Below are 23,922 nucleotides of genomic sequence, written 5' to 3'. Positions count from 1 at the left end.
CCGGGCGCACCAGTTCCCGTCACTTATTCCCGAAGATCGGGAACATCGGCTCGGTAGGGTCGTACCCGGCCCCAAGCGCCGAGAGCGGGTACGAGCGCGAGAACTCCCGGCCGGCGGAGTTCTCGTACGTGACGACCGCTTTCGCCTCGGAGACCATTGACGTAAGGCTGAATCCGGATTTCTCATCCGGGTCGAGCGACGCGACTTCGAACTCGACGTTGAGCGGGACGAGGGCGACACGAATATTCCGCGCACGTTCGGTGCCCGCGTTGGTGACGACGATCTCCCGGGCGTTTTCGGAGAGTTCCGCCGTGACGAGCGGATAGGCCGCCATATCTCCCATGATATGGAAACTCATCAGGAGGGCGAGCACACAGACCAGCGCGATGAGGGCGAAGAAGGGGTCGATGAAGAAGAGCCCGAACGTGACAAGGCAGCCTGCCGCCAGGATGATCTTCTGGTTTTTTTCCATGCGAAGAGAGTTGGATCGCGGGGAATTATAAGAGTAGGTGTTTGGCCGGGCGGGGTGAACCGGTCTTGCATGCGTCCGATGAGGCAGAGGCCGACATGACCATATCCATATACCGTCGTGGCAAAGTATGTACTGAGACAATATGCTTGAGTTGAAGTTCGTTCGTGCACACCCCGAGACCGTCAGGGCAGACCTCACGAAGAGAGGAGACATCCAAAAACTGGCCTGGGTCGATGAGGTGCTGGAGATGGACCGGAGGGCACGGAAACTCACCGTGGAGATCGGAGACCTGCGCAACCGAAGAAACATCATCTCTCGCGAGATCAGCCAGGCAAGGAAGGCGGGAGAAGATATCGCGGGTCTCCTCGCCGAGGCGGCGGGCCTTCCGGAACGGGTTAAGGAGGCGGAGGCGGAGCGCGATACGCTCACGGCATCGGTGAGATACCGCCTGATGCGGCTGCCGAACATCCTGGACGAGAGCGTGCCCATCGGCAAGGACGATACGGAGAACGTCGAGATCCGGCGCTGGGGCGAACCGAAGGTTCCCGCGTTCGACATGAAGAACCATGGCTCGCTCGCCGTTGAGCACGACTGGGCGGACTTTGAACGCGCGACGAAGATCGCCGGAGCTGGATTTTATTTCCTGAAGGGCAGGCTCGCCCTGCTCGATATGGCGCTTCAGCGATTTGCGATGGACCTCCTCGTCAAGCGCGGGTATACTCCGATCATCCCCCCCTATATGCTGAACCGGGCTGCATACGAGGGCGTGACCGACCTTGCGGACTTTGAGAACGTTATGTACAAGATCGACGGGGAGGACGAGTATCTCATCGCGACGAGCGAGCACCCGATGGCCGCGATGTACAGCGACGAGATCTTCGAGACGAAGGACCTGCCGATCCGGCTCGCCGGGCTAAGCCCGTGCTTCCGGCGCGAGATCGGGGCGCACGGGATCGATACGAAAGGGCTCTTCCGCGTCCACCAGTTCCACAAGGTGGAGCAGTTCATCTACTGCGTCCCGGAGCAGTCCGGGGCCCTCCACGAGGAGTTGCTGGCGAATGCCGAAGAAGTTTTCCAGCGGCTCGGCCTCCCTTACCGGGTCGTCCTGATCTGCACCGGGGATATCGGGACCGTCGCCGCAAAGAAGTACGATATCGAGGTCTGGATGCCGCGCGAGGAGCGCTACCGCGAGGTGGTCTCCTGCTCGAACTGCACGGCCTACCAGGCGGTCAGGCTGAACATTAAGGTGCGCGATCCCGTCGACTTCACCTCGAAGCGCTACGTACACACTCTGAACAGCACCGCGATCGCGACATCCCGCGCGATCCGGGCGATCCTCGAGAACTACCAGAATGAGGACGGTTCGGTCACGATCCCGGAGGCGCTCAGGCCGTACCTCTACGGCGAGGAGACGCTGTAGGCAGCCCCGGGTTTATAAGAAGAACCGGCATTACTTTTTTTTGTCGGAACGGGGATTTGGGAGGGACTTTTCCCCGTTTACGGGATCGTCCGGACAATCCGCTCCTTCGTTACCTTTCCGGCGATGAACCGGGCAAGGGCAAGAAGCGCTATCCCTGCAATCGCAAGGACCCCCTCCGTCGTCGCCGAAAGGCCCGGTCCGCCCGGCGCAATCCCCTGGAGCCCGACGATCAGGAAGATGAACCCGAAGATGAAGACGAACCCGAGGATCTGGTTCTCCCGCATCCCGAGTGCGAGCTGGGCCGCGCCGATGAGCCCTGCCGCGGCGGCGATCCAGATCGGGACGACGACCGCGAGGTGAAGGAGAAGCAGGGGTTCGGCGGCGATGGGAGCGTCGGTGAGACCGGTGACCGCCGCGACGGTCACTATCGCAGAGAAGAGGGTCATCAGGTACGCAGGCACCGCAACTCCGGCTGCTTTCCCCTCCCAGAGGCGGCGGAGCGAGACCGGGGCGCAGAGGAGCGTCTCGATGGTGCCGTCCCGCTTCTCCCGGAGGAACGCGTCGGCACAGAAGATGTAGCCCATGAAGATCCCGACCGGGAGGGTGACGGCGGCGATGCTGCCGGCAAGGATCGTAACCTCTTCACCGGCACCTGCGGCGATCCCGAGGGCGGACATGACCGGGAGCCAGACGGCGAAGATCAGCCCGGAGATGAGGATGCTCCGGTTCCGGATGGCGAGTCTTATTTCGCGGCGGGCGATGACGCCGAGCGTGCTCATGCTCCGCCCTCCGCCCGGCCGACGTGTTCGAGGTGAACTACCCCAAGCGTACGCAGGGGGCTTCCTGCTTCATCCCCCTCCCCAGCGGGAGCGAGTCCACAGGCTCTTCGGCGCGTTCCACGCCTGCAAGTGCAAAGTTTCGGATATTGATCGCGGCATTCAGATCCCGGTCGTGACAGGTGCCGCAGTCCGGGCACGTCCACGCCCGATCCTTCAGCGTCAGATCGACCTTCCGGTACCCGCAGACCGAACAGGTCTTTGAAGACGGCTCGAAGACCCCGATCTTCAGCAGGGTTTTCCCTGCTTCCTGACACTTGTACGCCAGCATCGAGAGGAACATGCCCCATCCGGCATCGCCGATCGCCCGGGCCAGAGAGGGGTTCTTCACCATGCCGTTCACGTTCAGGGACTCCACAGCCAGTGCTTGATTTTCGCGAACCAGTCGAGAAGAGAGCTGGTGCTGGAAGTCCCGCCGCTGATCGGCAATCTTCTGGTGACACCGGGCGACCTTGAACCGGGCTTTGTTCCGGTTCCTGGAACCCTTTTTCTTGCGGTCGAGCCTGCGCTGGAGCACGGCTAACCGCGTTTGAGCGTTCCTGAGATACTTCGGGTTTGCCACCGCATCGCCGGTCGAGAGGACAGCATAGTGCGAGAGCCCCATATCGATCCCGATCGTCTGGTCCGGGATCGGATCGGCGGGTTTCGGGGATTTCCTGCCGTCCTCGACCACGATGCTGATGAAGTACCGACCGGTCGATCTGCGGATGACCGTCGCAGACTTCATCGTTCCCACGAAGGTGCGGTGGAACACGGTTTTGATCGCACCGATCTTCGGGAGTTTTACCGTTCCTTGCTTGAAGTCCACGGTATACGACTGTGGAACCATGAAAGACTGTTCCGGGTCGTGCTTCTTCTTGAAGGTCGGCTCTTCTGCACGACCCTCGAAAAAGTTCGTGAATGCACGCGAAAGGTGGTGCATCGACTGTTGCAGTGACTGGGCGTTGACCTCCTTCAGCCACGGCAACTCTTCCTTGAGCATCGGAAGCTGGTTCATGAGGGCGTACCCGGACAGGCTGATACCTTCGTTGTGATAAATCTGGTTCTTGAGGTTGAGCGCCCAGTTGTACACATACCGGCAGCACCCGAGGTGCTTGGCGATCAGGATCATCTGATCCTTTGTCGGATACAGCCGGTACCGGTACCCCCGCAGCATACAATAGAGTCATAGTGGACCCCTGAGACGATTAAGCCGCGCCGCGCGGGGTGAAAGTGAACCAGACGCTGGGGCGCCGCTTTCACCTTCCCCCTTGCGGAGGGAGCCCTCCCGCTCTGCCCCTTCAACCTCACAAAGGTAGATCTCCTCAAGCGACCGGGACGACCGGCGGACCTCCTCGATCCGGAAGTTGGCGCCGACGAGGGCCGCGATGAGGTCCGGGGTCGCACCCGGGTCGGAGAGGGTACAGAGGAGGGCGTCGCCGCTCATGTCGCACCCGGCGACGAACGGCAGTCTCCCGACCGTTTCGCACGCACGTGGACGGTCGCCCGGGTCGGCAAGGACGACCGTCACGGCCGGGCGGCCGGAGGCCGTGGTAAGGTTTGCCACCGAATCGAAGGCCCGGATACTGCCCCCGGCGAGGATCGCGACCGTGGAGCAGATGCGCTGGACCTCGTCGAGGTGGTGGGAGTTTAGAAAGACCGTCATCTCCTCCCGCCGGGAGAGTTCGACGATGAGGTCGCGGACCATCCGTTGCGCGCCGGGATCGAGGCCGGAGGAAGGCTCGTCGAGGAATACGACCTCCGGCCGATGGAGGATGGCCCGGGCGATCCCGAGTTTTCTCTTCATGCCGGTCGAGAACGTCCCGACCAGGTCGTCCCGCCGGTCGGCAAGGTCGACGAGGGTGAGGAGTTCATCGATCCTCCCGGCAGGGTCGTCGACGCCGTAGAGCCCGGCGTAGTAGGCAAGGTTGTCGGCAGCGCTCATCCGGTCGGCAAGGCCGTTGTTCTCAAAGAGAACGCCGACCCTCGCGCGCGCATCGTCGTCGACGGCGAGGTCCCGCCCGAGGACCCGGACCTCCCCCGCTCCGGGAGCAAGGAGACCGAGGAGGACACGGACGGTCGTGGTCTTCCCGGCGCCGTTCGGGCCGAGGTAGCCGAAGATCTCGCCGTGCCCGACGGTGAACGAGACGTCGCGGAGGATCTCGCGGCCGTCGAAGGACCGCGAGAGGTGCCGGACCTCGACGGCGTTCACGCCCGCCTCCTCCCCCGGCATCGCACGGTGCAGGGTTGAACGGGGGCGGGAGAGGAAAGGAGGGTTATGCAGGAGTTTTCAGTCGCATGACCGGTGCGAATCATATGGATAGATCTCTTTTCACGGATGTAAAAGAGGCGGTTCTTGTGTCACGTGCGGGCGGGAGCAATCAGAACCGGGAGCACCACGATCGCCCGGTCGCGCGGAGCGACGGATTCAAAGTTACCGTTCTCTGGTTGCGGAGCCGACAGAGGACCGCCTCTCCCATGGCCCGACACTCCGCCTGATGGTTCCCGGTACGAAGGGAAACCGGCCAGCCGCCACGAATGGACCCCCTCGCGCCCAAAAGGGAACCATTATGGAGCCGGGGGACAACATGGACATAAGGTGGGCCGGAACGCCCCGCCAGGGCCCGCTCCGGGACCGGCGGTTCCGCCAGGAGTTATTACGATGGAATTCACTTACGGTATCGACGACCGGCCGGGACCGGCATCGCTCCTCATCTTCGGCCTGCAGTGGCTGGCGGTGAGCGTCCCCGCCATCCTCATCATCGGCAAGGTGGTGGCCGACCTCCAGCCCGACGGGTCGGTCATCCCCTACCTTCAGAAACTCTTCCTCCTCATCGCCCTGGTGATGCTGGCTCAGATCTACATCGGACACAAACTTCCCCTGGTGATCGGCCCGGCGACGGTGCTCCTGATCGGCATCCTCGCAAGTCTCGACGGCGGTTTTGCGGCAATCAACGCGTCGCTGGTGATCGGCGGGCTTCTCCTTGCAGGGCTCGCGGCGACCGGACTCTTCCGGTATCTGAAGGCCCTCTTTACGCCCCGGGTGATCACGGTCGTCCTCATACTCATCGCGTTCACCCTCGCCCCCACCATCCTCAACCTGATCACAGACGGCGGCGGCACGGTTCCCTCGACGCATACCTTCCTCTTCGCCCTTGCATTCGCTCTCATTCTCTTTCTTGCAAACGGGTTCCTCAAGGGGATATGGAAGTCGACCCTTGCGCTCTGGGCGATCATCCTCGGGACCCTGGCCTACGTCGCCCTCTTCGGTGCGGTCCCGCTGCCCCCTGCAGATACTGCCCTGCTCGCACTCCCAGGAGGTCTGCTCGCGCCGCTCGCCGTGCCCGACGCCGGGGTCCTTGCAGCATTCCTGGTCTGCTTTCTTGCGCTTGCCGTAAACGACCTCGGGTCCATCCAGTCGGTGGGCGGCCTTCTTTCGGCCGACGCGATGGGTGAGCGGGTGAACCGCGGGGTGGCCGTCACCGGTCTCGGCAACGCCCTTGCGGGCCTCACGGGAGTGATCGGCCCGGTGAACTTCTCCCTCTCCCCCGGCGTCATCGCCGCAACCGGGTGCGCGTCCCGGTTCGCCCTGGTCCCGGCCGCGGTTGCGCTCGGGCTCCTCGCCGCATCGCCGCTTGCTATCGGCTACCTGGGAAGCATCCCGGGCCCGGTCATCGGCGTCGTCCTCGCCTACGTCATGGCCGCCCAGATCGCGGCAGGTCTGATGCTCGGGCAGGAGAACCGGGCATTCGGGACATTCGACGAAGGGCTGATCGTTGGCATTCCCCTTCTTCTCGGGACCGTGGTGGCGTTCCTGCCTGCAGCAATCGCCGCAGGGTTTCCGGCAACGATCCGCCCCCTGGTCGCGAACGGCTTCGTGGTGGGCGTCATCACGGTCTTACTCCTCGAACATGTCGTCTACCGCCGGACGCAGACGTAGACTCGACGGGTGCGCTCACGGAACCACTTTTTTGCAGTTCCTTTCACGGACCTCGCCTTGCTTTCCTCTGCGTTTTGATATCCCACCCCGGGGTACAGCCCCTGTAGACCGCAACCAGGCGCGATCACCCGCAGCAATGATATGTCGGGGGAGACGTCGTCCGGAACTCGTGGCCATCACGAGTACCACGAACATGAACGCACCGACCGCCAGTGCAGAGAAACCATCAGGTCAGCGGTTCACGCTGTCCTATCATCCATGCCTGGCTAATCTGAAGCACACTTAAGGAAGAGAATTCGAAAGGTCCTCAATAACTTCTCTTATAATATCGGATTTTAATTTGATCAGTTCTTTTCGATTTTCGTGTTCTTCTTCAAGGGTTTTTGCCCTCATCAATTGACCTATTAATGCCTGATTCAGGTTCGGATACTCTCCACTCTCAACTTTTTCCTCCAGCCACCGGTATAATACATTTGGAATTCGTCCGGATATCGGAGAAGCGCCAGATCGTTCAGCCATTGATTCAAAAGACATCGTCTCGGAAGTCTGTTTAACTTATGTATGCCATATATCAGTACATGGCATACTTTAATGCTCAGCTACGCTCATCTCAGTTCATGGAAAATAGCAAGCGAGATGTTGCGACCGCTCATCTACCCCTCCACCTCCGGAAATGGCCTGGGGGAACGGCGTGCGATGACGGGCGCTCAAATCGAGACGCATACGAAGGCTTCGACAGTATGAACGTTGCTGGCTGTCCCAGGTGCGGCGCGGACGGCATCAAGATCGGGCGTACTTTGCTGCCGGAGGGCGACGAAGCCTACGAACAGTATTGTTGCCTGAAGTGCGGACACGGCTTCATGCTCAAGGAAAGGGAAAAGGTCTGATCGAGGATGTCTTCAAATCAGGCGTTTACAGCGTGCCGGTCAGGTAGACGCCCATAGTTTTCTGTATAGCCAAACGCTGCCCCTTCGGGTCATGCACCTGCACCACCGTATCGTCAACATTGTCAGGAGCGGTCATTCTTGCGGGAGCCAGAAGGACCTGGTCTAAGCGGTGCGGGGGGCCAACCGCCCTGCCCCGGAAGTGCCGACCGAGTCGACGCCGGGGAGACGGCCCCCTGACCCGCAGGCTTCGGGTCCCGTTCCGGTAATGGGACGCATGTTCCCGGATAGTTGCCGATTCTCATGTGCTCCGCGGCCCCGGCAGGGCCGTCATTGAGCCTCACCCCTGAAGCATCGAATCGAAGCGTTGAGCCTTTTCATCTCCCATAAGGCAGAAGGACTGATGACCGAGTCCCAGCTGCTCGGCCACCGGGCAGGTGGGGCAAAGGCACCCTTTGCTTTCCGCGATACAGTGGAAACTGCTCCCGGTAGAGCAGAAGAGAAGCTCCTTCGTGCTTTTCGCGCAGTCGTTGTTCGTGGGGCACTCCGGGCACGTGCACATCATTTTGAGTTCTTCCAGCTTCTCCTTGATGCCGTCCTGAGGCATGCTCAGCAGTTCCTTCTGCGTCTGAACGTACCTGTCCTCGGGCAGCATTTCTTTCCTCACATCCGATTGTGCCATACAAGTCGTCCGACTGAGCTTCAACCGTAATAATAATTTTTGTCGAACATCGGATCTCTCCACGATATCCCGCAAGCACATATCCATCTCCTATATATCCCCTGATCTGTGTAATCGCTCACTCCAAGACGGCGCGTAGCGCCGGGTACGCCGGAATTGTCCGGACAGGAGAAAAAAATGAAGAAGGAAGGCAAATCAGAAACTGAGCAAAACAGGACAGGAATTAAAGAATAGTGACTTTACTGCCTCCCGATCAGTAAATAAACCGGTCACCGCGTTGACTCCGTTTACGTCCCCAATGCGTCGAAAGGAAAGCAGAATGAAGTGGGCCCGGTGCGATTCGAACGCACGACCTCCCGGTTATCAGCCGGGTGCACCACCGGCTATGCTACGGGCCCGGATACACTCATAGTAGTGCCTATAAATGTTGTATAATCTTCAATTTAAAGATTGTGCAAAGACCTTGCTTCGCCCGTTCCGCTGCACGGGCGGCCTCCCCGGAAACGCCGTCACCGTGGCCCGCCGGTGCCGGGTCTATCCGGTCAATCTATGGGAAAGGACGAGGGAGACAGCAGCCCCGGTGGTGCCGAACCGCGGGGCTCCCCTGAAGAGACTGATCAAAGGATATGGGCCCGGTGCGATTCGAACGCACGACCTCCCGGTTATCAGCCGGGTGCACCACCGGCTATGCTACGGGCCCAAGTACGACTGCCTTATACTATCTGCCGTTTTAGCATCTAATTGTTTTGGATCGGCAACCAAAGCACTATGTTGAAAACCGATAATAGAAGTACAGTTGAGTGACAAATGGCAGTACGATACCTACTCGGGAACGAGGGCATTGCTCATGCATGCCTGGAAGCAAATATCGATTTTGCCAGCGGCTACCCGGGAACGCCGTCCTCCGAAGTGATCGACGTCCTTCGGGTTCAGAAGGAGCGCCCCTTCACCGTGGAGTGGTCCACGAACGAGAAGGTCGCCTTCGAGAATGCACTCGCCGCCGCCTGGTGCGGGCTGCGCGCACTCTGCACCATGAAACACGTCGGGCTGAACGTGGCCGCCGATCCCCTGATGACGAGCGCATACACCGGGGTGACCGGCGGGTTCGTCCTCCTCTCTGCGGACGACCCCTTTGCACACAGTTCCCAGAACGAGCAGGATACACGGCGCTACGCGCACTTCGCCCGGCTCCCCTGTCTCGACCCGGCATCGGTCCAGGAAGCCCACGATATGATACGGGACGCCTTCGCTCTCTCCGAGGAGTTCGGCCTGCCGGTTATCTTCCGCCCAACCACCCGTATCTGCCACTCGAAGGGCGACGTCAGTATCGGCGAGGTCGGCACAGAACACCGGACGGCCGCCTTCCACCGCGACCCAAAGCAGTACGTGGTCATCCCCGCACACACCCGGGTGCTGCACCAAAGACTGAACGAAAAACAGCCGGCGCTCAAAAAACGGCTGGTTGAACTCGGCTACAACCGCCACACCGTCCGGGGCGCCACCGCCGTCGTCACGAGCGGCGTCGCCGCCGCCTACGTCCAGGAGGTGCTCGGGGGCGACGTCTCGCTCGCGGTCATCGGCGCCTACCCGATCGATGAGGAGTGGCTCCGGCGCTTCGTCGACCGGCACGAAAAGGTCCTCGTCGTCGAGGAACTCGCCCCGGTCGTCGAGGAGGCGGTACGCCAGGTGGCGACGAAGACGGAGGTCCTCGGCAAGATGACCGGCACGGTCCCCTACGAAGGGGAGTTCACCCCGGCAACCGTTGCCGACGCCGTCAAGAAGGCGGGCATCACCCCCACAACGACCTTCCCGGAGGCTTCCCCGGTCCCGGGGGTACCGCCCCGCCCGCCGATCCTCTGCGCCGGGTGCATGCACCGGCCGACGTTCTACGCGATGCGGAAGGTCTTCCGCGATGGGATCTTCCCGAGCGACATCGGGTGCTACACCCTCGGGCTCCAGCTCGGGGCGGTGGACACCACCATCTGCATGGGCGCTTCGATCACCGTCGGGAGCGGCATCGCCAGGGCGGGCGAGGAGCACCCCGTGGTCTGCACTATCGGCGACTCGACGTTCCTGCACACCGGGATACCCGGGCTCCTGAATGCCGTCTACAACGGCGCCGATATGGTCGTCGTCATCCTGGACAACCGGATCACCGCCATGACCGGCCACCAGCCGAACCCCAACACCGGCGTGACGGCCATGGGCGTCGAGAGCACCCCCATATCGCTCGAGGCGATCTGCCGGTCGTGCGGGGTCTCCTGGGTCGAGACGATCGACCCCTACGACCTTCCCGTGCTCCTCGACACCTTCCGCCGGGCAAAAGAACGTAAGGGCGTCCGGGTGGTCATCTCAAAGCAGCCCTGCGTCATCACCGCCCGACGGAGCGGGATACGGCGCAAGGCCTATGCGGTCGACCCCGAGGCGTGCAGGGGCTGCGGCGCCTGCCGGTCGTTCGGCTGTCCGGCGATAGCGTTCTCCGGAAAGATCGCGACGATAACCGAACTCTGCGCAGGATGCGGCGTCTGCGCGGACATATGCCCGTCGGGTGCGATCGGCGCGGAGGGACGGCAATGAAACCCTCGTTCGACATCCTGATCGTCGGGATCGGCGGCCAGGGCACCGTGCTCGCTTCGAACGTCCTTGGAGAGGCGTGCATCATCGAGAACCGGACCGTCAGGAGCGCCGAGACCCACGGCATGGCGCAGCGCGGCGGGTCGGTGGAGAGCCACGTCCGCATCGACGGGCGGTTCGGCTCCCTGATCGTGCCGGGGACGGCCGATCTCCTGATTGCCTTCGACCTCCTCGAAGCCCTCCGCTACCGCCACTACCTCCCGGCCGGAGGGAGGCTCGTGGTGAACCGGCACCTGGTCGTCCCGACATCGGTCTACCAGCAGGAACTCGCCGTGCCCGACGAGGAGAGCATCCTCGCCGCGCTCTCCGATCTCGAGGTCACCTGCATCGACGCCGCACGCCTCGCAGAGGAGGCGGGGAGCATCCTCTCGCAGAACATCGTGATGCTCGGCGCGGCGTCCGGGGATATCCCGCTCCAGCCCGGGAGCCTCGAAGAAGCCGTGCGGCGGTGCGTCCCGAAAAAGACCGTCGAGGTCAACGCCAGGGCGTTCCGGCTGGGACGGGAGGAAGGAATGTTGGGCCGCGGCGCGGCCTGAACGAGGCCGCCGGGGTTTTCCGGCACCACTCTTTTGCGGCACAACAGAGCGCCGCCCGCAACCTGTATTAGTCACCCCGCCCGAGTTGGTACGCCATGACCGAGCAGGATACTGCTGCAGCGCTGAAGCACCTTCTGGGGACAAAGCCGACGTTCAGGCTCTCGGAACTGCAAAAAGACCTGGGATACGGGCAATCGCTGGAACGCCTCGCCGGAGAGATCCGCCCGCACCTCGACGGCCTCGGCCTGACGATCCGGTCAGCCGGCGACGATTACGTGATCGGCCGCACGGAAGAACGGTTCGCGGTCGACGAAGCCGGGCGCGAGCGTGAGATCGCGTTCTTCCGGAATCCGGAAGTGCCTGATTACATCCAGCGACTGATCGAGGGCTATATCGGAAAGAAGACCGGCAAATCTGCCGACGACCCGGTCGTGCTCGACCGGATAGCGAATGCCATCCTCGCCCAGAAGAGCCGGTACTGGAAAGAGCAGCAGGTGAGTTACCGCAAGGCCTACCCGGTTCTCGGCTACCTGGCCTACCATGCGCCCGTCTACCTGGTGCAGTTCGAGCACATCCTCTGGCAGGTCATCGGCCAGGGGCTGGCAAAGCCCCACATGCGCATCCTCGACCTCGGCACCGGGCCGGGGGTCGTGCCGCTCGCCGTCATCGACCTCTTTTCCCGGGTCGGGAACGGCTCGGCCGAGGTCTACGCCGTCGAGCGCTCCGATGAGCACCTCGAGGCCTACAACGCCCTGGTTCCGGCCGCTGCCGAAGCGAAAGGAAACGCGGTGCAGGTGCATAGGCCTATCCGCGGAGATATCGGGACGCTCGCCGCCGGAGACCTGCCCGACCGAATCGACCTCATGGTCTTCTCAAACGTCTTAAACGAGCTCCGTCATCTGGATATCGACCGGCGCGCCGACCTTGTCGTCGGTCTCGCCGACCATCTCGCGCCAGACGGGACGATCGTCGTCGTGGAGCCCGCCGACCTTGCCAACGCAATCGCCATGCGCCGGACCGCGCGCGCAATCGCGGACCGGGGCCTCACCATCCACAGCCCCTGCTCGTTTGTCTGGTGTACCGCCTGTAACCCCGCACGGTGCTGGACCTTCGAGCAGAAGGGCGACATCCGGCCGACCCGGCTGATGGGACGCCTCGCAGGGGGAAAGGACGGGTACCGGTTCGTCAACGTCGATATCAAGTATTCCTCCGCACTCCTGCGTAAGGCTCCGGAGACGCAGCATGCCTACCGTGTCCCGGCGGGGGCGAAATTCGTCCGCTTCTCCCACCTCCACCGGCACCGTGATCGAAAGATCAACGTCGTCGCCGCGTTGATGTCCGGGAACCTCGGCGACAAGCGGACGAAGGTCTACAAGGTCTGCGACGGGACGCCCGCAGAGCCGACCTACGCCGTGGCCCCGGCGACTCTCCGCGGCACGAACCGCGATGCGCTCGAAGGTCTTGCCTACGGGGCAATTGTCCAGTTTTACGGGGTCCTCGTCCGTTTCAACCGGGATCACGACGCGTATAACCTGGTGATCCTGCCGGGGACCCGGATCGAGCCGGTCGAGCGACCGACGGGAGCGGGAGCCGGGACGAAGACGGGACAGGCGCACGGGGAAAGCGCCTCCCACTAAAAAAAAAGGCTACGCCGCCCCTTCAACCGCGCGGGACGGCGGGGCTCTCCAGAGTGCATAGAGGAGCCCCCCGTAACCGAGACTGACCGCAACGACCTGAACAATCGTCCCGAGCAGCGGGATGAAGAAGAGGATCTGCAGGATCACGAACCCGAGGACGAAGGTCCATGCACGCCCCGGTTTCCGCCCAGCGCGGGAGGCAATGACGACCCCGAGGGCATACGCGACAAAGAGCGACGAGAGCATCAAGGCGACGATGAAGAGCAGCCCGCCGACAAGCGCAATAGGGAGTCCGACGATGGTGACGGCAACGATGAGGAGGAGGATCGCCGATACGATGATCGCAAAGAACCCGACAACCGTGAGGATGACCGGACGAGCCTCAATCTGCCGGACCACCGCCGCGAACGGTTCGGGGAGGAACTGGACGAAGAGGAGCCCGAGGATCAGGAACCCTATCGCGGCAAACACCGCAAAGAGGCCGGGCAGCAATCCCGAATCCTGTTCCTCCTCGAACGTCACGTTCCCGGCCGTGCCGGTGTTCGTAAAGGTGTCGGCCGAGACCGTCAGGTTGCGCAGGACCGTTCCGGCGTTCGTGACCTCTCCCGCACCGATCACTGCGTCGCGCTCGATGACGGCATTTTCGCCGATCCGGACCGTGCCCCCGGTGATGAGGGTGTTCGTCGCGTTCCCGTTCAGTTCGATCTCGCCCCCGGCGGCGAGCACCTTCCCACCGACGTCGCCGTTGACGGTCAGGGTGCCTCCCGCGGCGATGACGTCGCCCTCGATTGGCGCATTCACCGTCACCGTGCCCCCGGCAACCGTCAGACTATTTACAGGGGCGCTGACGGTCACGGACCCTCCCGAGACGATTACGTCGTCGGGGATGGGGGTGTCGATCACCGGCTGGTCCCCGCCGAGGAAGGTGAGGGCATGGACTCCCGACGGAATGAGGAGCAGAGCGAGTATGATCACTGCCAGATGCTTCATGTAGCGAGGGTAGCGCGTTCTCCGAAAAAAAGGTTCGTATCGTATGCGGCAGAGCGAGGCCCAAGAGACGTCCTTCGGCAGCGGGTGCGGCGGCCGGCCGCGGCGAAACCTGGAGGAGCCTATACCGAAAGGGGACATAGCGGCTCTCTCGCCCCGCTACACCAGTTTCGCAAGGCGGCCCTTGAGCTCCGCGATCACTTCGTCCTTTCCGGGAACGTCCGATCCCTGAATGGAGCGGATGCTCTCCTCAACCGACGTGGCGATCCAGTCCTTCGGGACACCGGATGCAGCGAAGAGGTCCTGCCATTCATCGGTTCCAAACGGGATAACCCTGACTAACTTCCCGAGGATGTTCCAGTCGACGACCTTATAGTCCACTCCGGTGCTGGTATCCGCAACCTGTACCGACCGGTCTTCATTGCACCGGATGACCCGGCCGTGGACAACGTAAACGCTCACCTCACTTTTATCGGTGAAGGTGATCTGAAGTACGTCGCCCGGCTGCGGACTCTCGGGAACCATATATAGGGCGATATCGCCCGGATACAGGAGTTCCGGCTCGTATCTGTCTGCGATACCGATATACCCGGTGTCGGAGACATAGAGCCGGAGGTATTCCTGGTAGAATTTTCGGACAATCCAGTAAACCGCTCCGGGATGCGTTTCCGCCAGTTTCAGGAGGAGGTTGTGGATGGCGCTCGGGATGCTCTCCGGCCGCTCCAGCACCTCGTGCGCCAGCCTCTCGTATGCTTCTACAACCCCGGCTTCCGTCTGCGTTGCCTCTGCCATTCCAACAGCCCCGGGGCATACTATCGGTCGGAGCATAAAAGCGTTCCTTCGGGATTCCACCGGTATGCGGGTCCGGGCCTTTCCTCGCGTTTTCCTTCGCACAGGTCCGGAGAGACGAAAGGCGGTCGAGACCCGCCACCGAATGGATGCAGAAACGGCGGGAAGCGATAACTATAATACTTATATTTAGCTGTGACCATACAGTAGAGCAGAGGATATTGACATGGGTGGCATAAAGGATTCTACGTATCTTGATGTCCAGAAGGCCCTTGCCCGGCGGTTCTCCCCGGGGGAGGGGTGGCAGTTTGCATGGTATCCCGCCTCCGGCAGTGAGCAGCCGGAATGCATGCTCTCCCGTCGGGCCGCCGGCAGGATGGAGCGGGTGATCGTACACGTAAGGATGACACCCGTGGTCCCAAGGGAGGCGGTCGAGGAACTCCTGGTCCGGTGCCGGACGCTTGCCGCAGGAAACGTCAGCGTTGATAAGGCGATTCTGGTCGTACCCGGCGGGGCGAACGTCGCCGGAGTTCCCGAGGGGATCGAACTCCTGGAGCTGCCCACCTGGCAGGTCGTCGACGGCCGGATCACCTGGTCGAGGAATATCGAGCGCAGTACGTTCCTTCGGGAAGAACGTGCGAAGTGGGGTCTCGCGTAAGGTTCCCCCCCGCGCAACACATTTACAACGACATTCGGCAGACCCTCTATTGAAAGAGGGTCGCGTCGCACCTTCGGCGCTTGAACCCCCGTCAGACCATCGCGAGTGTTTCAGGGGGATAGCCGGCACAATAACGCATACGTGAGGCACCGCCCGTCCGGGCACCTGGCTCTCTTTCGCCGTGCAGGTCTTTCACCATCCGTGCGCCCCTCCTTCCCGGCCCATAACGGCTGTTTTCAGCGACGATTCGATCCAACAGTCCTGAGGATTAGCTGCGTGTCACAGAAAAGGTATATACCGGAACGTTGAGCTCTCCAGCGTGGATATCGAAATCGGTATCCCGCAGTGCGCGGGGGCCGCCCATCCCTGGTTGACGACCGGATGACGCACCCCGCGTGCCCGGAGGCATGACGATCTGGGCTCTCGAACTGTAAAAGCGTTGCGCTGTGCCTCCATCCCATTACACGGAGGTGAACGATGCAACCAAAAACAATCGGGGGACTGCCTGTAGTTCTGGCACTCCTCCTCACCGGTATGGCGATTGTGCCGATGGTGAGCGCACAGACGGGTATTGAACAATCGTTCGATCTGCAGACCTATCGAGCGGGAGCGCTCGAACACGTATCCGCACGGGAAGGCATCCCCATGGAGAATTTAACCCTGATAAACGAAGCCTTTGCCACGTTCCCCCTTACGGGCCGGACCCTCTGGGGGGCAAAGATGCTGGACGAAAAGTCGTCCGCCGTCTACGGGGTTTACCTGGACGAAGCAGGGAGGGCTGCCGAGATCGATGCCGTCAAGGAGGCCGAAGCGGCTGAGAAGAGCGAACGATACGGAAAACTGGACCCGGAACTTGCGGAGCGCGTCTCGACCATGCGCTCCGATGAGAAGGTCGTCATCTGGATCTGGCTGACGGAGCCCTCCATGGACCGGTCGCGGTTCCAGGGCAACCTGAGCGAGGAGCAGCACCAGGAGCTGCTGAGCCTGCAGAGGTCCACGTATGCCGCCCATGAAGCGCCGGTGATCGACTTCCTGAAGGCACAGGACTCAACGGTAGTCTATGCCAGTCAGTACGCCCCGGTGGTCTTCGCGGAGGTCTCGCGAGAGACGATCCAGGACCTCGGCAAGCGGCCGGATGTGGTATCGATGGACATCACCCGGGAGTATGAACCCGCACTCAGCAGCGCAGCGCCGACCGTGAAGGCGGACGTCGTCTGGGGGAGAGGGGTGACCGGCACAGGCATCAAGGTCGCGATTGTGGAAGTGCCGGAAGTTGGAACCGAGAATTCGAGGATACAGTTCTCAAACCCTTACCTGCTTGACGGCGCGTCGTATCGCCCCGATCTGCCTGTGAGTTCCCATGCAACCGCGGTAGCCGGCATCGTTGCAAGCACCCACTCAACGTACAAAGGCATCTCTTACGGGGTACCGGCGCTGCTCTCTGCAAATGCCCCCAGCGAGGACGATACCGATATCGTCGCTGCAACAGAGTGGGCGATAACGCAGGGCGCAAAAATTCTCAGTTGCAGTTTTGGGGGAGAGACATTGAGCGAACTCGATGATATGGACCAATATCTCGATCACGTCGTCTGGAGCAATCATCTGACCGTCGTTGTCGCTGCGGGCAATCCGCCCAACAGCGGCAATGTATGGTGTCCTGGACTTGCCTATAACGTCATTACCGTTGGTGCTTTTGATGATCGGGATTCATCAGCCTGGCCAGGTGATACCATGTGGCAATACTCCGGCTATAACGATCCGGAATCGCAGCACGGCGATCGGGAGAAGCCGGAGGTGGTCGCCGTAGGTACCCGGATCACATCGACAACAGACATGAGTCCATGGATTGAAAGTGCTCTTTCGGGAACAAGTTACGCCGCACCGGCAGTATCCGGCGAGGCCGCCCTGCTGATGCACCGGCAGAGCCAGCTTGCGTCCTGGCCGGAGGCCGTCAAGGCAGCCATAATGGCGGGAGCGATCCACAACATCGAGGATGCCAGCAGGTTGAGCGACCGCGACGGCGCGGGCGGGATCGACTGTTCGATTGCCGACGACACCATCGCGAACAACCGCTGGTGGGCGAATACCGTGACCTACGGCGATTTCCCGAAGACCTACGTCCTCGGCGGTCTCCCCGCCGGGAAGAAGGTCAGAGTCGTCGCCGCGTGGGACTCGCATCCGCCGGATCTGCACCCGCCTTACGACACGATCAACGACCCGCTGGAATCCGATATCGATTTCGTTGTCTACGATCCGAACGGCGAGCAGGTTGAAGTCGCGGCGTCCTACGACAACAACTATGAGATCGGCCAGTTCACGACCGAGATCAGCGGGAATTACCAGGCGAGGGTTATTGTATACCGGTTCGAAGGCGCATCGGAGCGTCTCGCGCTGGCCTACAGTATCAGCGACCCCTGAACCCACTTATTTTGCACGCGCAAACGGAGAAATTACAATGAAAGTACGGATTCACGCATTCATCGCGATGATAGCCCTCATCGTCGTTCTCGCGACCGCCGGGTGCTTGGAACCGACCGGTACCGCCGTAAACACCACCACCCCGGAACCCACACCGGAACCCTGTGAGACGTGCACCGTCCCCGAGGGATTCTGCGGCCCGTCCTCGGTCTGTCCGGGGGAGCCGGTGAACGGCGTCTATGTCTTCACAGACAAGAACGTCTACCGTATCGGGGAGGTAGTGGAGTTCGGTATTGTCAACTGCGGCGATGGGCGCATAATGTTTGCTCACCCATCCCCCTGGAGGATTGAAAGATGGATCACGAACGCATCCGGGGGCATGCCGGGGAACGACACCGATGGTACATGGGAGATGATTGGCTATGTTTCAGGCTTTGTTCAAACAACGACATGGCCTCTCCATCCCGGAGAGACGGAGACGGTGCGGTGGAATACCACAGGCTGGAATACTCCGGAGTGGGGGAAAGAGGTACGGCCGGTGGACGACAACGTCACCCTTACCCCCGGGATATACCGGATACAGTACCCCTGGATCGGGATATCCCGGGCAGACCGGATACAGTACGTTGAGGGCAACCTCACCTTCACCAAGGAGTTCGAGTTTGTGTGATGGGTGAAGCGGACGGCTTCTGGCCAGTATGCAGCCCGAAGGGTCCCGTTCATCCGGAAACATGAAGATATGCGCGCAAACGGAGAAATTACAATGAAAGTACGGATTCACGTATCCATTGCAATGATAGCCCTTATCGTCGTCCTTGCCGGCGCCGGGTGCCTCGAACCGGCCGATACCGCCGTAAACGCCACCCCGGAGCCCACACCGGAGCCCTGAGAGACCTGCACCGTCCCCGAGGACTTCTGCGGACCGCCCGGGGTATGCCCGGGGGAGCCGGTGAACGGCGTCTACGTCTTCACGGACAGGAACGTCTATCATATTGGGGAGGTGGTGGAGCTTGGCATCGTCAACTGTGGCGATGAGCCGGTGGAGTTCGGCAGCCCACGCCCATGGTGGATTGATAAATGGGTCGCGAACGCATCCGGATGCATGCCAGGCAAGTGCACCAGCGGTGCATGGGAGCCCATCGCCGATGCAGGATATACCCCGGCCGTGATATGCTTCCTCAACCCCGGAGAGAACTGGACAGTGCAGTGGAATACGACAAACTGGTGGGATACCGCAGAAGCGAGTGGAAGTCCTGTATGTCCATATGATATTCGGATTCACGACGATCCCCTTACTCCCGCGATATACCGGGTGCGGTATGAGCCCAACTTCACCAAAGAGTTCGAGTTCGTGTGACGCGGAATAACTCCGGCCACCGGAATCGGGGGTCCTCGCGCCGTATTCCGGCTGTCGGGATCGCCGGGGTTACCCGGGAACCCCGGGCCTGCACCGGTGTTTCCCGACCGTGGTCTGGCGCCGGGAGGCACGCGGGTTCATTCGCATGCCGATCACTGATACCGGCTTAAGATCTCGTCGGCCTCTTGCCGGGTCATATTGCCCGCCCTTACCTCTGCCTCGCAATAAGGGCGAACCTGGGCGAGCAATTCTTCTTCGGTGTCATATGGGCCGAAAAGAACCTCTTTGCCTTCGTCGTTTACGATACAAACCCCATATGATGTAGCTATGTCTCCCTGATAGTACGACATCACGATCTCGTCGCTTCCATCCACTGTTTTGGACAGTTTCATACCGTTTTTAATATCCTCCAACGTTCCCTCGTACATCTTAACGGTCTTATCTACCTTTTCCTGCGTCCAGACATACCAGCCGTCCGTTGGATTCCAGCCTTTTCCCCCAATTATGCTCTGCAACTGGATTTTCTCATTATCCAGCCATTCCTTATATTCGTCGTAAGTCCACCATTCGACCTCGGGCGTCGGATAAGCCCTAGCATAGTCTTCCTCGCTCATCCATGTTCTTCCATTATCCATGCTGATGACAACGTTTCCCGTATCCTCATCAAGCCGGGAGAGAAGCATGCCCGCCGCGGTACTCACACCTACATCCCCGTGGGTCGTATTCTCATCCCGATTCTTTTCATCGATCATTGCCGACGTCGCAAATGCCGTTGCGGTACCGACAACCAGTGCGAGCGCCAGAACAATACCGATAGTCGTCGTTCTCTTCGTTTTCATAATAGCCACGATCCTTTCTTCGATTGCAATTTTTCCGAACCCGTTGCAGAACGGGTTCAGCCTGCTCTTCTTCTCCTCCATGCCGATCAGGGCACGGGCATACGCGGACTTCGTCGCCTCCCCGAACGTCCGCACGACCGCCTCGTCGCAGGCGAGTTCGATATCGCGGTTCGCGAGGACGTACATCACCCAGACCAGGGGGTTGAACCAGTGGACACAGAGCGCAGCCGCGAGCAGCCACTTCGCCAGCGCATCGAACCGCCGGACGTGCGTATACTCGTGGGCAAGGACGTATCCCAGCTGCTCTTCGTCGGCATACTCCGTCGTCTTCGGCAGCAGCACCACCGGCCTGACAAACCCATAGGTCAGCGGCGCGGAGATGGTGTCCAGCTGCCTGATCCGCACGGACCGCCGCAACGGGTGTTCCCGCTGCCACAGGGTCACGAAGTCGTTTGCGACCGGCAGTGCCGTCCGGTACTCGCGGAGGCAGCGCACGTGCGTGACGGCGAAGAACAGGGCGCAGATAAGCACACCCGACAGCCAGACCAGCATCACCGGGGAGACGGCCAGGGCGGACGATGCCGCCGGGGCAGGCGTTCCGACAGCGGAGACGATACTGCCGCCGGTTGAGATTGACGTGCCGACCGGTTCCGTAACCATATCCCTCACCCGGTCGAGCAGCGTGTAGACGCTGAACCGCGATGGGACCGAGAACGGAACGAGCAGACGGCAGACCACGATCCCCCACAATGCGAGAAACGTGACTTTCGGCACCCGGTGAAGGAAGAGCGCCCGGATCGCCACGACCGCCAGGATGAGGAGAGAGACGGAGAGGGTCATATCCACGATCGACACAGTCGTCACCTCATTCCAGACTCTCGACAAGCCGCTTCAGACGTTCAATCTCTTCGGGAGAGAGGTTCCTGCGCCCGAGAATCGAAGCGACAAGCTGGTCGGCGGCACCGTCGTAGAGTTTATTGATCAGTTCGGTGGTCTCGAACTCCCGGGCCTGCTCCCGCGTGATCAGCGGGCGGCAGACAAAGTTCGGGTCGCGCCGCTCGATAGCTCCTTTGTCAAGGCACTTCTTGATGACGGTGTAGGTGGTGGTCTTGCTCCAGCCCACCTGCTCCTTGAGGTCCTCGGCAATCCGCTTCGCGGTGGTGTCCCCCTCCCGCCAGAGAACGTCCATCACTCTCAGTTCGGAATCGAATAACTTGATCGCCATCTGCGTACACTCCTTCGGAGGGGCAGTGAGCCCCGGCAATAGAATGTTACATTATATTCTACTGCAATAGAATGGGTGCGCAAGAAACTATTTAATGATTCCGGAGGCTCGCAACCGAGCCACGAAAAAGCCGGGGCGAACAAGAGAAGGTGGGCATCTGCTCCGGCCGGGCGGGTCGCGCCACCACCGGGGCGCCCCTGGACGGTCACATTCCGAAATCGAAGAGCGTCGTCCGCGACGGATCGACGTCGTGCCAGTCCCACCCCAGCGGCTCGATGATCCGTGAGATCGGCCCCTTGAGCGTCTTCTCAAGCATCGTCTCCCAGTCGACGACGAACTCCGGCGGCACCTGGTCGGCGTACTCGAAGCAGACCACATCCGTCCGCGGGTACTTCGCCGTGACGGTCCTTATGTAGACGCGCTTGGGTTTGCTGCCCCGCTTGAAATCGGTGCCGAGATACTTGTTCGAGTACTTGGCGCCGCGGATATGGGCGTCGTCGTTCTCGTAACTCTCCAGGCTCTTTCCGATCCCCCCGGGAATGCCTGCCTCGTCGAGGGAATACTCCCCGCGGCGGTACTTCCTGATGACGTCGCGCAGGTATCCCTGCACGTCCTCGAACGCGTCCCCGCGGAGGATCATCTCGATGACGTCGCGCTGCACCTCCCGCGTGATCTGCGGCGAATCGCTCCGCCGGATCTCGAACCCGACGACATCGACCTCGTCGACGTCCTTGCCCTCCTTCCAGACAAGGTGCCCGGCGTAGCGCTTCTTCTTGCCGGCCTGGAAGAAGCGGCTGTAGACCTTCTCGAACTTGATGGAGAAGTAGTGCCTGTCGGCGTTGAGTTCGGTCTTCGCGAAATCGCCGTAACTCGCGTTCAGCCGGGCTTCAATCGCCCTCGCCCGCTCAATGGTCTCCGAAAGGTCCCCCGGCGGAACCTCGACCATACAGGAATCGGTATCGCCGTAGAGGACCTGATAGCCAAGACCGGTGATGACGTCGCGGGTGTGCCTGATGATCGCCCGGCCGACCGAGGTGACGGCCGACCCGATCTCGCGGTCGTAGAGCCTGAATCGGGTGTAGCCCGAGACCCCGTAGTAAGAGTTCATGATCACCTTCAGGACGTTCTGCTGGAGGTCGTAGAGGACGTACTCCGGCGACCCGAAGGGGTACTGATTGCGCAGGCGCTTGCGCTCGTCCCGCTCCTCGAGAAGTTCGGCGATGATGCTCCTCGTTAACCCGTCCGGTTCCCGGGAGAACCGGACGCCGTTTGGAGCACGCAGCTCGCCCTCCGGGTTCTTCGTCTCGGGCGAGGCGTTGATCGTCATCATCGCCATCGGGTAGAGCGATTTCAGGTCGAGGACCACCACGTTCTCCCGGAGGCCGGTGGCGGGCTCGAAGACGGTCGCCCCCTCAAACTCGTCCCCGGCGGCGAGCCCCTTCGAGGGGAGGACGAACCTGCCCGACGCCTTCCGCAGGACATAGATATCGATGACGTTTGACGAGTTCAGCGTCCGGTCGAGCGGACACCCGACGTACCGGGAGATCTCCCGGTAGAACTCAATGATATTGTCCTTTTTATCGATCCCGACACAGAGTTCGACGTCCCGGCAGTTATACTCCACAAGCCGCGCCGGGTCGGACCGCCAGAGCGAGGTGACCGTTCCGCTATAGCGGACCTTCGTCACTCCGAGTTCCTCGTCGGCAACCGCATCGAGCCGGTAGGACTCCTTCTGGGCCTGGTGCATCTTCCGGTAGGCGGAGAGAAGGTCGAAGATTGCCCTGCCCCGGACGGCGTCCCGCGCGGTCTGTCCGGGGAGACGCGCGAGGTCCTCGGCCCGGAGGCCGAGCGTCGCCATCCGTTTCAGGATGTAGGGGATATCGAACTCCACGAAGTTCCAGCCCGAGAGGATGTCCGGGTCGCGCTTCCGGACGTAGTCGACGAGCCCCCGGAGCATCGAGACCTCGTCGGGATACCGGACGACCCGGTGCCGCCCATTGACACAGAGGTCCGGGACATCGCCCTGCACCCCGCCGGGCTGCCAGAGGAGGGTCACATAGTCCTCGTCGAAAGAATCCCAGCAGGTAACGCAGATTATCGGGTCCCGTTCGGGCTCGGGGAACCCCTGCTCGTCCACGCACTCGATATCCATGATGCAGGTGCGCGCGGGGGCTACGACATCGGACGGCGCGAGTTCGCGGTAGTCGACCACGGAGGTTCCGGCAGGGAGCTCCACGCCGGCGGAAAGACCGCAGTCGATCATGAAACGGGTGGCAAACGGGATATCGGCCTCGTAGTGCTCCCGAAACAGGCTACGGGTGTCACGGACATCGCTGGGGCGCCGGGTGTAGAGGCGCCGGAGCAGCTCGCCGCGGATGGAGCGGTAGGTCGTCCCGGGCTCCACTTCAACTCCCTCTGGGGGTCGACGCTTCTCCACCTCGTCGGCGGGCACGTAGAAGTAGGGCCGAAAGCCGGTTACATCGACCTGGACGGCTTTTCCGGAAGCGTCCCGGCCGAAGATGTGGATGATCGGGGTCTCAGCGCCGACGCTGTATTCAACCTGGTGAATGCCGATCCGGGCCCTGCTGAAATCGTCCAGGGTCGACGGAACGCTCATACGGGACTCCGA

The 23,922-nt window shown here is 61.5% G+C and carries 22 protein-coding genes and 2 tRNA genes; 11 read left to right on the top strand and 13 right to left on the bottom strand.

Going from position 1 to position 23,922, the window contains the following annotated elements:
* Positions 1-19: 19 nt before the first annotated feature.
* Complete coding sequence (locus tag BRA42_RS12630; RefSeq protein WP_342771173.1) at positions 20-472, bottom strand: hypothetical protein; 453 nt, start codon at positions 470-472, stop codon at positions 20-22.
* Between the two features lie 142 nt (positions 473-614).
* On the opposite strand from BRA42_RS12630, the gene serS reads away from it, so the two are divergent.
* Positions 615-1,892, top strand: coding sequence for a serine--tRNA ligase (gene serS, locus BRA42_RS12625; protein ID WP_342771172.1), 1,278 nt, complete (start codon positions 615-617; stop codon positions 1,890-1,892).
* A gap of 77 nt (positions 1,893-1,969) precedes the next feature.
* Here serS and BRA42_RS12620 read toward each other — a convergent pair whose 3' ends face one another.
* The 3 genes from BRA42_RS12620 to BRA42_RS12610 are packed head-to-tail and all read right to left on the bottom strand — an operon-like array spanning position 1,970 to position 4,919.
* On the bottom strand, positions 1,970-2,671 hold the full coding sequence (locus BRA42_RS12620; protein WP_342771171.1) for an ABC transporter permease: 702 nt from the start codon (positions 2,669-2,671) through the stop codon (positions 1,970-1,972).
* Positions 2,672-2,708: 37 nt separating this feature from the next.
* Positions 2,709-3,884, bottom strand: coding sequence for an RNA-guided endonuclease TnpB family protein (locus tag BRA42_RS12615; RefSeq protein ID WP_292409700.1), 1,176 nt, complete (start codon positions 3,882-3,884; stop codon positions 2,709-2,711).
* Between the two features lie 9 nt (positions 3,885-3,893).
* The gene (locus BRA42_RS12610) at positions 3,894-4,919 is read right to left on the bottom strand and encodes an ABC transporter ATP-binding protein (protein ID WP_292409702.1); all 1,026 of its coding nucleotides are present in this window, start codon (positions 4,917-4,919) and stop codon (positions 3,894-3,896) included.
* 450 nt (positions 4,920-5,369) lie between these two features.
* On the opposite strand from BRA42_RS12610, the gene BRA42_RS12605 reads away from it, so the two are divergent.
* Entirely contained in the window at positions 5,370-6,647 is a 1,278-nt protein-coding gene (locus BRA42_RS12605; protein ID WP_292409704.1) for a uracil-xanthine permease family protein, read from the top strand.
* A 282-nt stretch (positions 6,648-6,929) separates the two neighbouring features.
* Here the strand turns inward: BRA42_RS12605 and BRA42_RS12600 are convergent, their stop codons facing one another.
* A complete protein-coding gene (locus BRA42_RS12600; RefSeq protein ID WP_292409707.1) occupies positions 6,930-7,181 on the bottom strand; it encodes a hypothetical protein in 252 nt (83 codons plus the stop codon).
* 206 nt (positions 7,182-7,387) lie between these two features.
* On the opposite strand from BRA42_RS12600, the gene BRA42_RS12595 reads away from it, so the two are divergent.
* Positions 7,388-7,534: a hypothetical protein gene (locus tag BRA42_RS12595; protein ID WP_292409709.1), complete on the top strand. Its 147-nt coding sequence runs from the start codon at positions 7,388-7,390 to the stop codon at positions 7,532-7,534.
* Between the two features lie 337 nt (positions 7,535-7,871).
* On the opposite strand, the gene BRA42_RS12590 is transcribed toward BRA42_RS12595, so the two are convergent.
* From BRA42_RS12590 to BRA42_RS12580, 3 genes are all read right to left on the bottom strand, one after another.
* Positions 7,872-8,186: a DUF2769 domain-containing protein gene (locus tag BRA42_RS12590; RefSeq protein ID WP_292409711.1), complete on the bottom strand. Its 315-nt coding sequence runs from the start codon at positions 8,184-8,186 to the stop codon at positions 7,872-7,874.
* 352 nt (positions 8,187-8,538) lie between these two features.
* A tRNA-Ile gene (locus tag BRA42_RS12585) sits at positions 8,539-8,611 on the bottom strand.
* A gap of 229 nt (positions 8,612-8,840) precedes the next feature.
* A tRNA-Ile gene (locus BRA42_RS12580) sits at positions 8,841-8,913 on the bottom strand.
* 107 nt (positions 8,914-9,020) lie between these two features.
* On the opposite strand from BRA42_RS12580, the gene iorA reads away from it, so the two are divergent.
* The 3 genes from iorA to BRA42_RS12565 all read left to right on the top strand — a co-directional run bounded on the left by iorA (position 9,021) and on the right by BRA42_RS12565 (position 13,020).
* Complete coding sequence (iorA, locus tag BRA42_RS12575) at positions 9,021-10,790, top strand: indolepyruvate ferredoxin oxidoreductase subunit alpha (RefSeq protein ID WP_292409713.1); 1,770 nt, start codon at positions 9,021-9,023, stop codon at positions 10,788-10,790.
* Positions 10,787-11,383, top strand: coding sequence for an indolepyruvate oxidoreductase subunit beta (locus tag BRA42_RS12570; RefSeq protein ID WP_292409714.1), 597 nt, complete (start codon positions 10,787-10,789; stop codon positions 11,381-11,383). The genes iorA and BRA42_RS12570 overlap by 4 nt, the downstream gene beginning before the upstream one ends.
* 95 nt (positions 11,384-11,478) lie before the next feature.
* The gene (locus BRA42_RS12565) at positions 11,479-13,020 is read left to right on the top strand and encodes a class I SAM-dependent methyltransferase (protein WP_342770447.1); all 1,542 of its coding nucleotides are present in this window, start codon (positions 11,479-11,481) and stop codon (positions 13,018-13,020) included.
* Between the two features lie 9 nt (positions 13,021-13,029).
* Here the strand turns inward: BRA42_RS12565 and BRA42_RS12560 are convergent, their stop codons facing one another.
* Both BRA42_RS12560 and BRA42_RS12555 read right to left on the bottom strand, forming a co-directional pair.
* A complete protein-coding gene (locus BRA42_RS12560; protein ID WP_342770446.1) occupies positions 13,030-14,010 on the bottom strand; it encodes a hypothetical protein in 981 nt (326 codons plus the stop codon).
* A gap of 156 nt (positions 14,011-14,166) precedes the next feature.
* Entirely contained in the window at positions 14,167-14,799 is a 633-nt protein-coding gene (locus BRA42_RS12555) for a hypothetical protein (RefSeq protein WP_292409718.1), read from the bottom strand.
* 223 nt (positions 14,800-15,022) lie between these two features.
* Here BRA42_RS12555 and BRA42_RS12550 point away from each other — a divergent pair, with 223 nt between their 5' ends.
* From BRA42_RS12550 to BRA42_RS12530, 5 genes are all read left to right on the top strand, one after another.
* Positions 15,023-15,454 carry a hypothetical protein gene (locus BRA42_RS12550; protein WP_292409720.1) on the top strand — a complete coding sequence of 144 codons (432 nt, stop codon included), beginning with the start codon at positions 15,023-15,025 and terminating at the stop codon, positions 15,452-15,454.
* Positions 15,455-15,931: 477 nt separating this feature from the next.
* Positions 15,932-17,872, top strand: a complete 1,941-nt coding sequence (locus tag BRA42_RS12545) for a S8 family peptidase (RefSeq protein ID WP_342771170.1) — start codon at positions 15,932-15,934, stop codon at positions 17,870-17,872.
* A 37-nt stretch (positions 17,873-17,909) separates the two neighbouring features.
* On the top strand, positions 17,910-18,542 hold the full coding sequence (locus tag BRA42_RS12540; protein ID WP_342770443.1) for a hypothetical protein: 633 nt from the start codon (positions 17,910-17,912) through the stop codon (positions 18,540-18,542).
* A gap of 93 nt (positions 18,543-18,635) precedes the next feature.
* Positions 18,636-18,761, top strand: a complete 126-nt coding sequence (locus tag BRA42_RS12535) for a hypothetical protein (protein ID WP_342770442.1) — start codon at positions 18,636-18,638, stop codon at positions 18,759-18,761.
* A gap of 60 nt (positions 18,762-18,821) precedes the next feature.
* Positions 18,822-19,229, top strand: coding sequence for a hypothetical protein (locus BRA42_RS12530; RefSeq protein WP_342771169.1), 408 nt, complete (start codon positions 18,822-18,824; stop codon positions 19,227-19,229).
* 152 nt (positions 19,230-19,381) lie between these two features.
* On the opposite strand, the gene BRA42_RS12525 is transcribed toward BRA42_RS12530, so the two are convergent.
* The 3 genes from BRA42_RS12525 to BRA42_RS12515 form a co-directional block, all read right to left on the bottom strand.
* Positions 19,382-20,923 carry a M56 family metallopeptidase gene (locus BRA42_RS12525; RefSeq protein ID WP_292409728.1) on the bottom strand — a complete coding sequence of 514 codons (1,542 nt, stop codon included), beginning with the start codon at positions 20,921-20,923 and terminating at the stop codon, positions 19,382-19,384.
* 10 nt (positions 20,924-20,933) lie between these two features.
* On the bottom strand, positions 20,934-21,293 hold the full coding sequence (locus BRA42_RS12520; RefSeq protein WP_292409730.1) for a BlaI/MecI/CopY family transcriptional regulator: 360 nt from the start codon (positions 21,291-21,293) through the stop codon (positions 20,934-20,936).
* A 205-nt stretch (positions 21,294-21,498) separates the two neighbouring features.
* Entirely contained in the window at positions 21,499-23,910 is a 2,412-nt protein-coding gene (locus tag BRA42_RS12515; RefSeq protein ID WP_342770450.1) for a DNA-directed DNA polymerase, read from the bottom strand.
* Between the last annotated feature and the right edge of the window lie 12 nt (positions 23,911-23,922).

The sequence above is a fragment of the Methanoculleus sp. UBA374 genome, from assembly GCA_002508705.1.
Taxonomy (GTDB): Archaea; Halobacteriota; Methanomicrobia; order Methanomicrobiales; family Methanoculleaceae; genus Methanoculleus; species Methanoculleus palmolei.
Note: the sequence above shows the minus strand (reverse complement) of the source record. Positions and strands in the feature narration are given on the sequence as shown.

Bases quoted from the DNA above. Each gene is read 5' to 3' on its own strand.
- BRA42_RS12630 (WP_342771173.1), bottom strand. From the start codon at position 472: ATGGAAAAAAACCAGAAGATCATCCTGGCGGCAGGCTGCCTTGTCACG.
- serS (WP_342771172.1), top strand. From the start codon at position 615: ATGCTTGAGTTGAAGTTCGTTCGTGCACACCCCGAGACCGTCAGGGCA.
- BRA42_RS12620 (WP_342771171.1), bottom strand. From the start codon at position 2,671: ATGAGCACGCTCGGCGTCATCGCCCGCCGCGAAATAAGACTCGCCATC.
- BRA42_RS12615 (WP_292409700.1), bottom strand. From the start codon at position 3,884: ATGCTGCGGGGGTACCGGTACCGGCTGTATCCGACAAAGGATCAGATG.
- BRA42_RS12605 (WP_292409704.1), top strand. From the start codon at position 5,370: ATGGAATTCACTTACGGTATCGACGACCGGCCGGGACCGGCATCGCTC.
- BRA42_RS12600 (WP_292409707.1), bottom strand. From the start codon at position 7,181: ATGTCTTTTGAATCAATGGCTGAACGATCTGGCGCTTCTCCGATATCC.
- BRA42_RS12595 (WP_292409709.1), top strand. From the start codon at position 7,388: ATGAACGTTGCTGGCTGTCCCAGGTGCGGCGCGGACGGCATCAAGATC.
- BRA42_RS12590 (WP_292409711.1), bottom strand. From the start codon at position 8,186: ATGCTGCCCGAGGACAGGTACGTTCAGACGCAGAAGGAACTGCTGAGC.
- iorA (WP_292409713.1), top strand. From the start codon at position 9,021: ATGGCAGTACGATACCTACTCGGGAACGAGGGCATTGCTCATGCATGC.
- BRA42_RS12570 (WP_292409714.1), top strand. From the start codon at position 10,787: ATGAAACCCTCGTTCGACATCCTGATCGTCGGGATCGGCGGCCAGGGC.
- BRA42_RS12565 (WP_342770447.1), top strand. From the start codon at position 11,479: ATGACCGAGCAGGATACTGCTGCAGCGCTGAAGCACCTTCTGGGGACA.
- BRA42_RS12560 (WP_342770446.1), bottom strand. From the start codon at position 14,010: ATGAAGCATCTGGCAGTGATCATACTCGCTCTGCTCCTCATTCCGTCG.
- BRA42_RS12555 (WP_292409718.1), bottom strand. From the start codon at position 14,799: ATGGCAGAGGCAACGCAGACGGAAGCCGGGGTTGTAGAAGCATACGAG.
- BRA42_RS12550 (WP_292409720.1), top strand. From the start codon at position 15,023: ATGGGTGGCATAAAGGATTCTACGTATCTTGATGTCCAGAAGGCCCTT.
- BRA42_RS12545 (WP_342771170.1), top strand. From the start codon at position 15,932: ATGCAACCAAAAACAATCGGGGGACTGCCTGTAGTTCTGGCACTCCTC.
- BRA42_RS12540 (WP_342770443.1), top strand. From the start codon at position 17,910: ATGAAAGTACGGATTCACGCATTCATCGCGATGATAGCCCTCATCGTC.
- BRA42_RS12535 (WP_342770442.1), top strand. From the start codon at position 18,636: ATGAAAGTACGGATTCACGTATCCATTGCAATGATAGCCCTTATCGTC.
- BRA42_RS12520 (WP_292409730.1), bottom strand. From the start codon at position 21,293: ATGGCGATCAAGTTATTCGATTCCGAACTGAGAGTGATGGACGTTCTC.
- BRA42_RS12515 (WP_342770450.1), bottom strand. From the start codon at position 23,910: ATGAGCGTTCCGTCGACCCTGGACGATTTCAGCAGGGCCCGGATCGGC.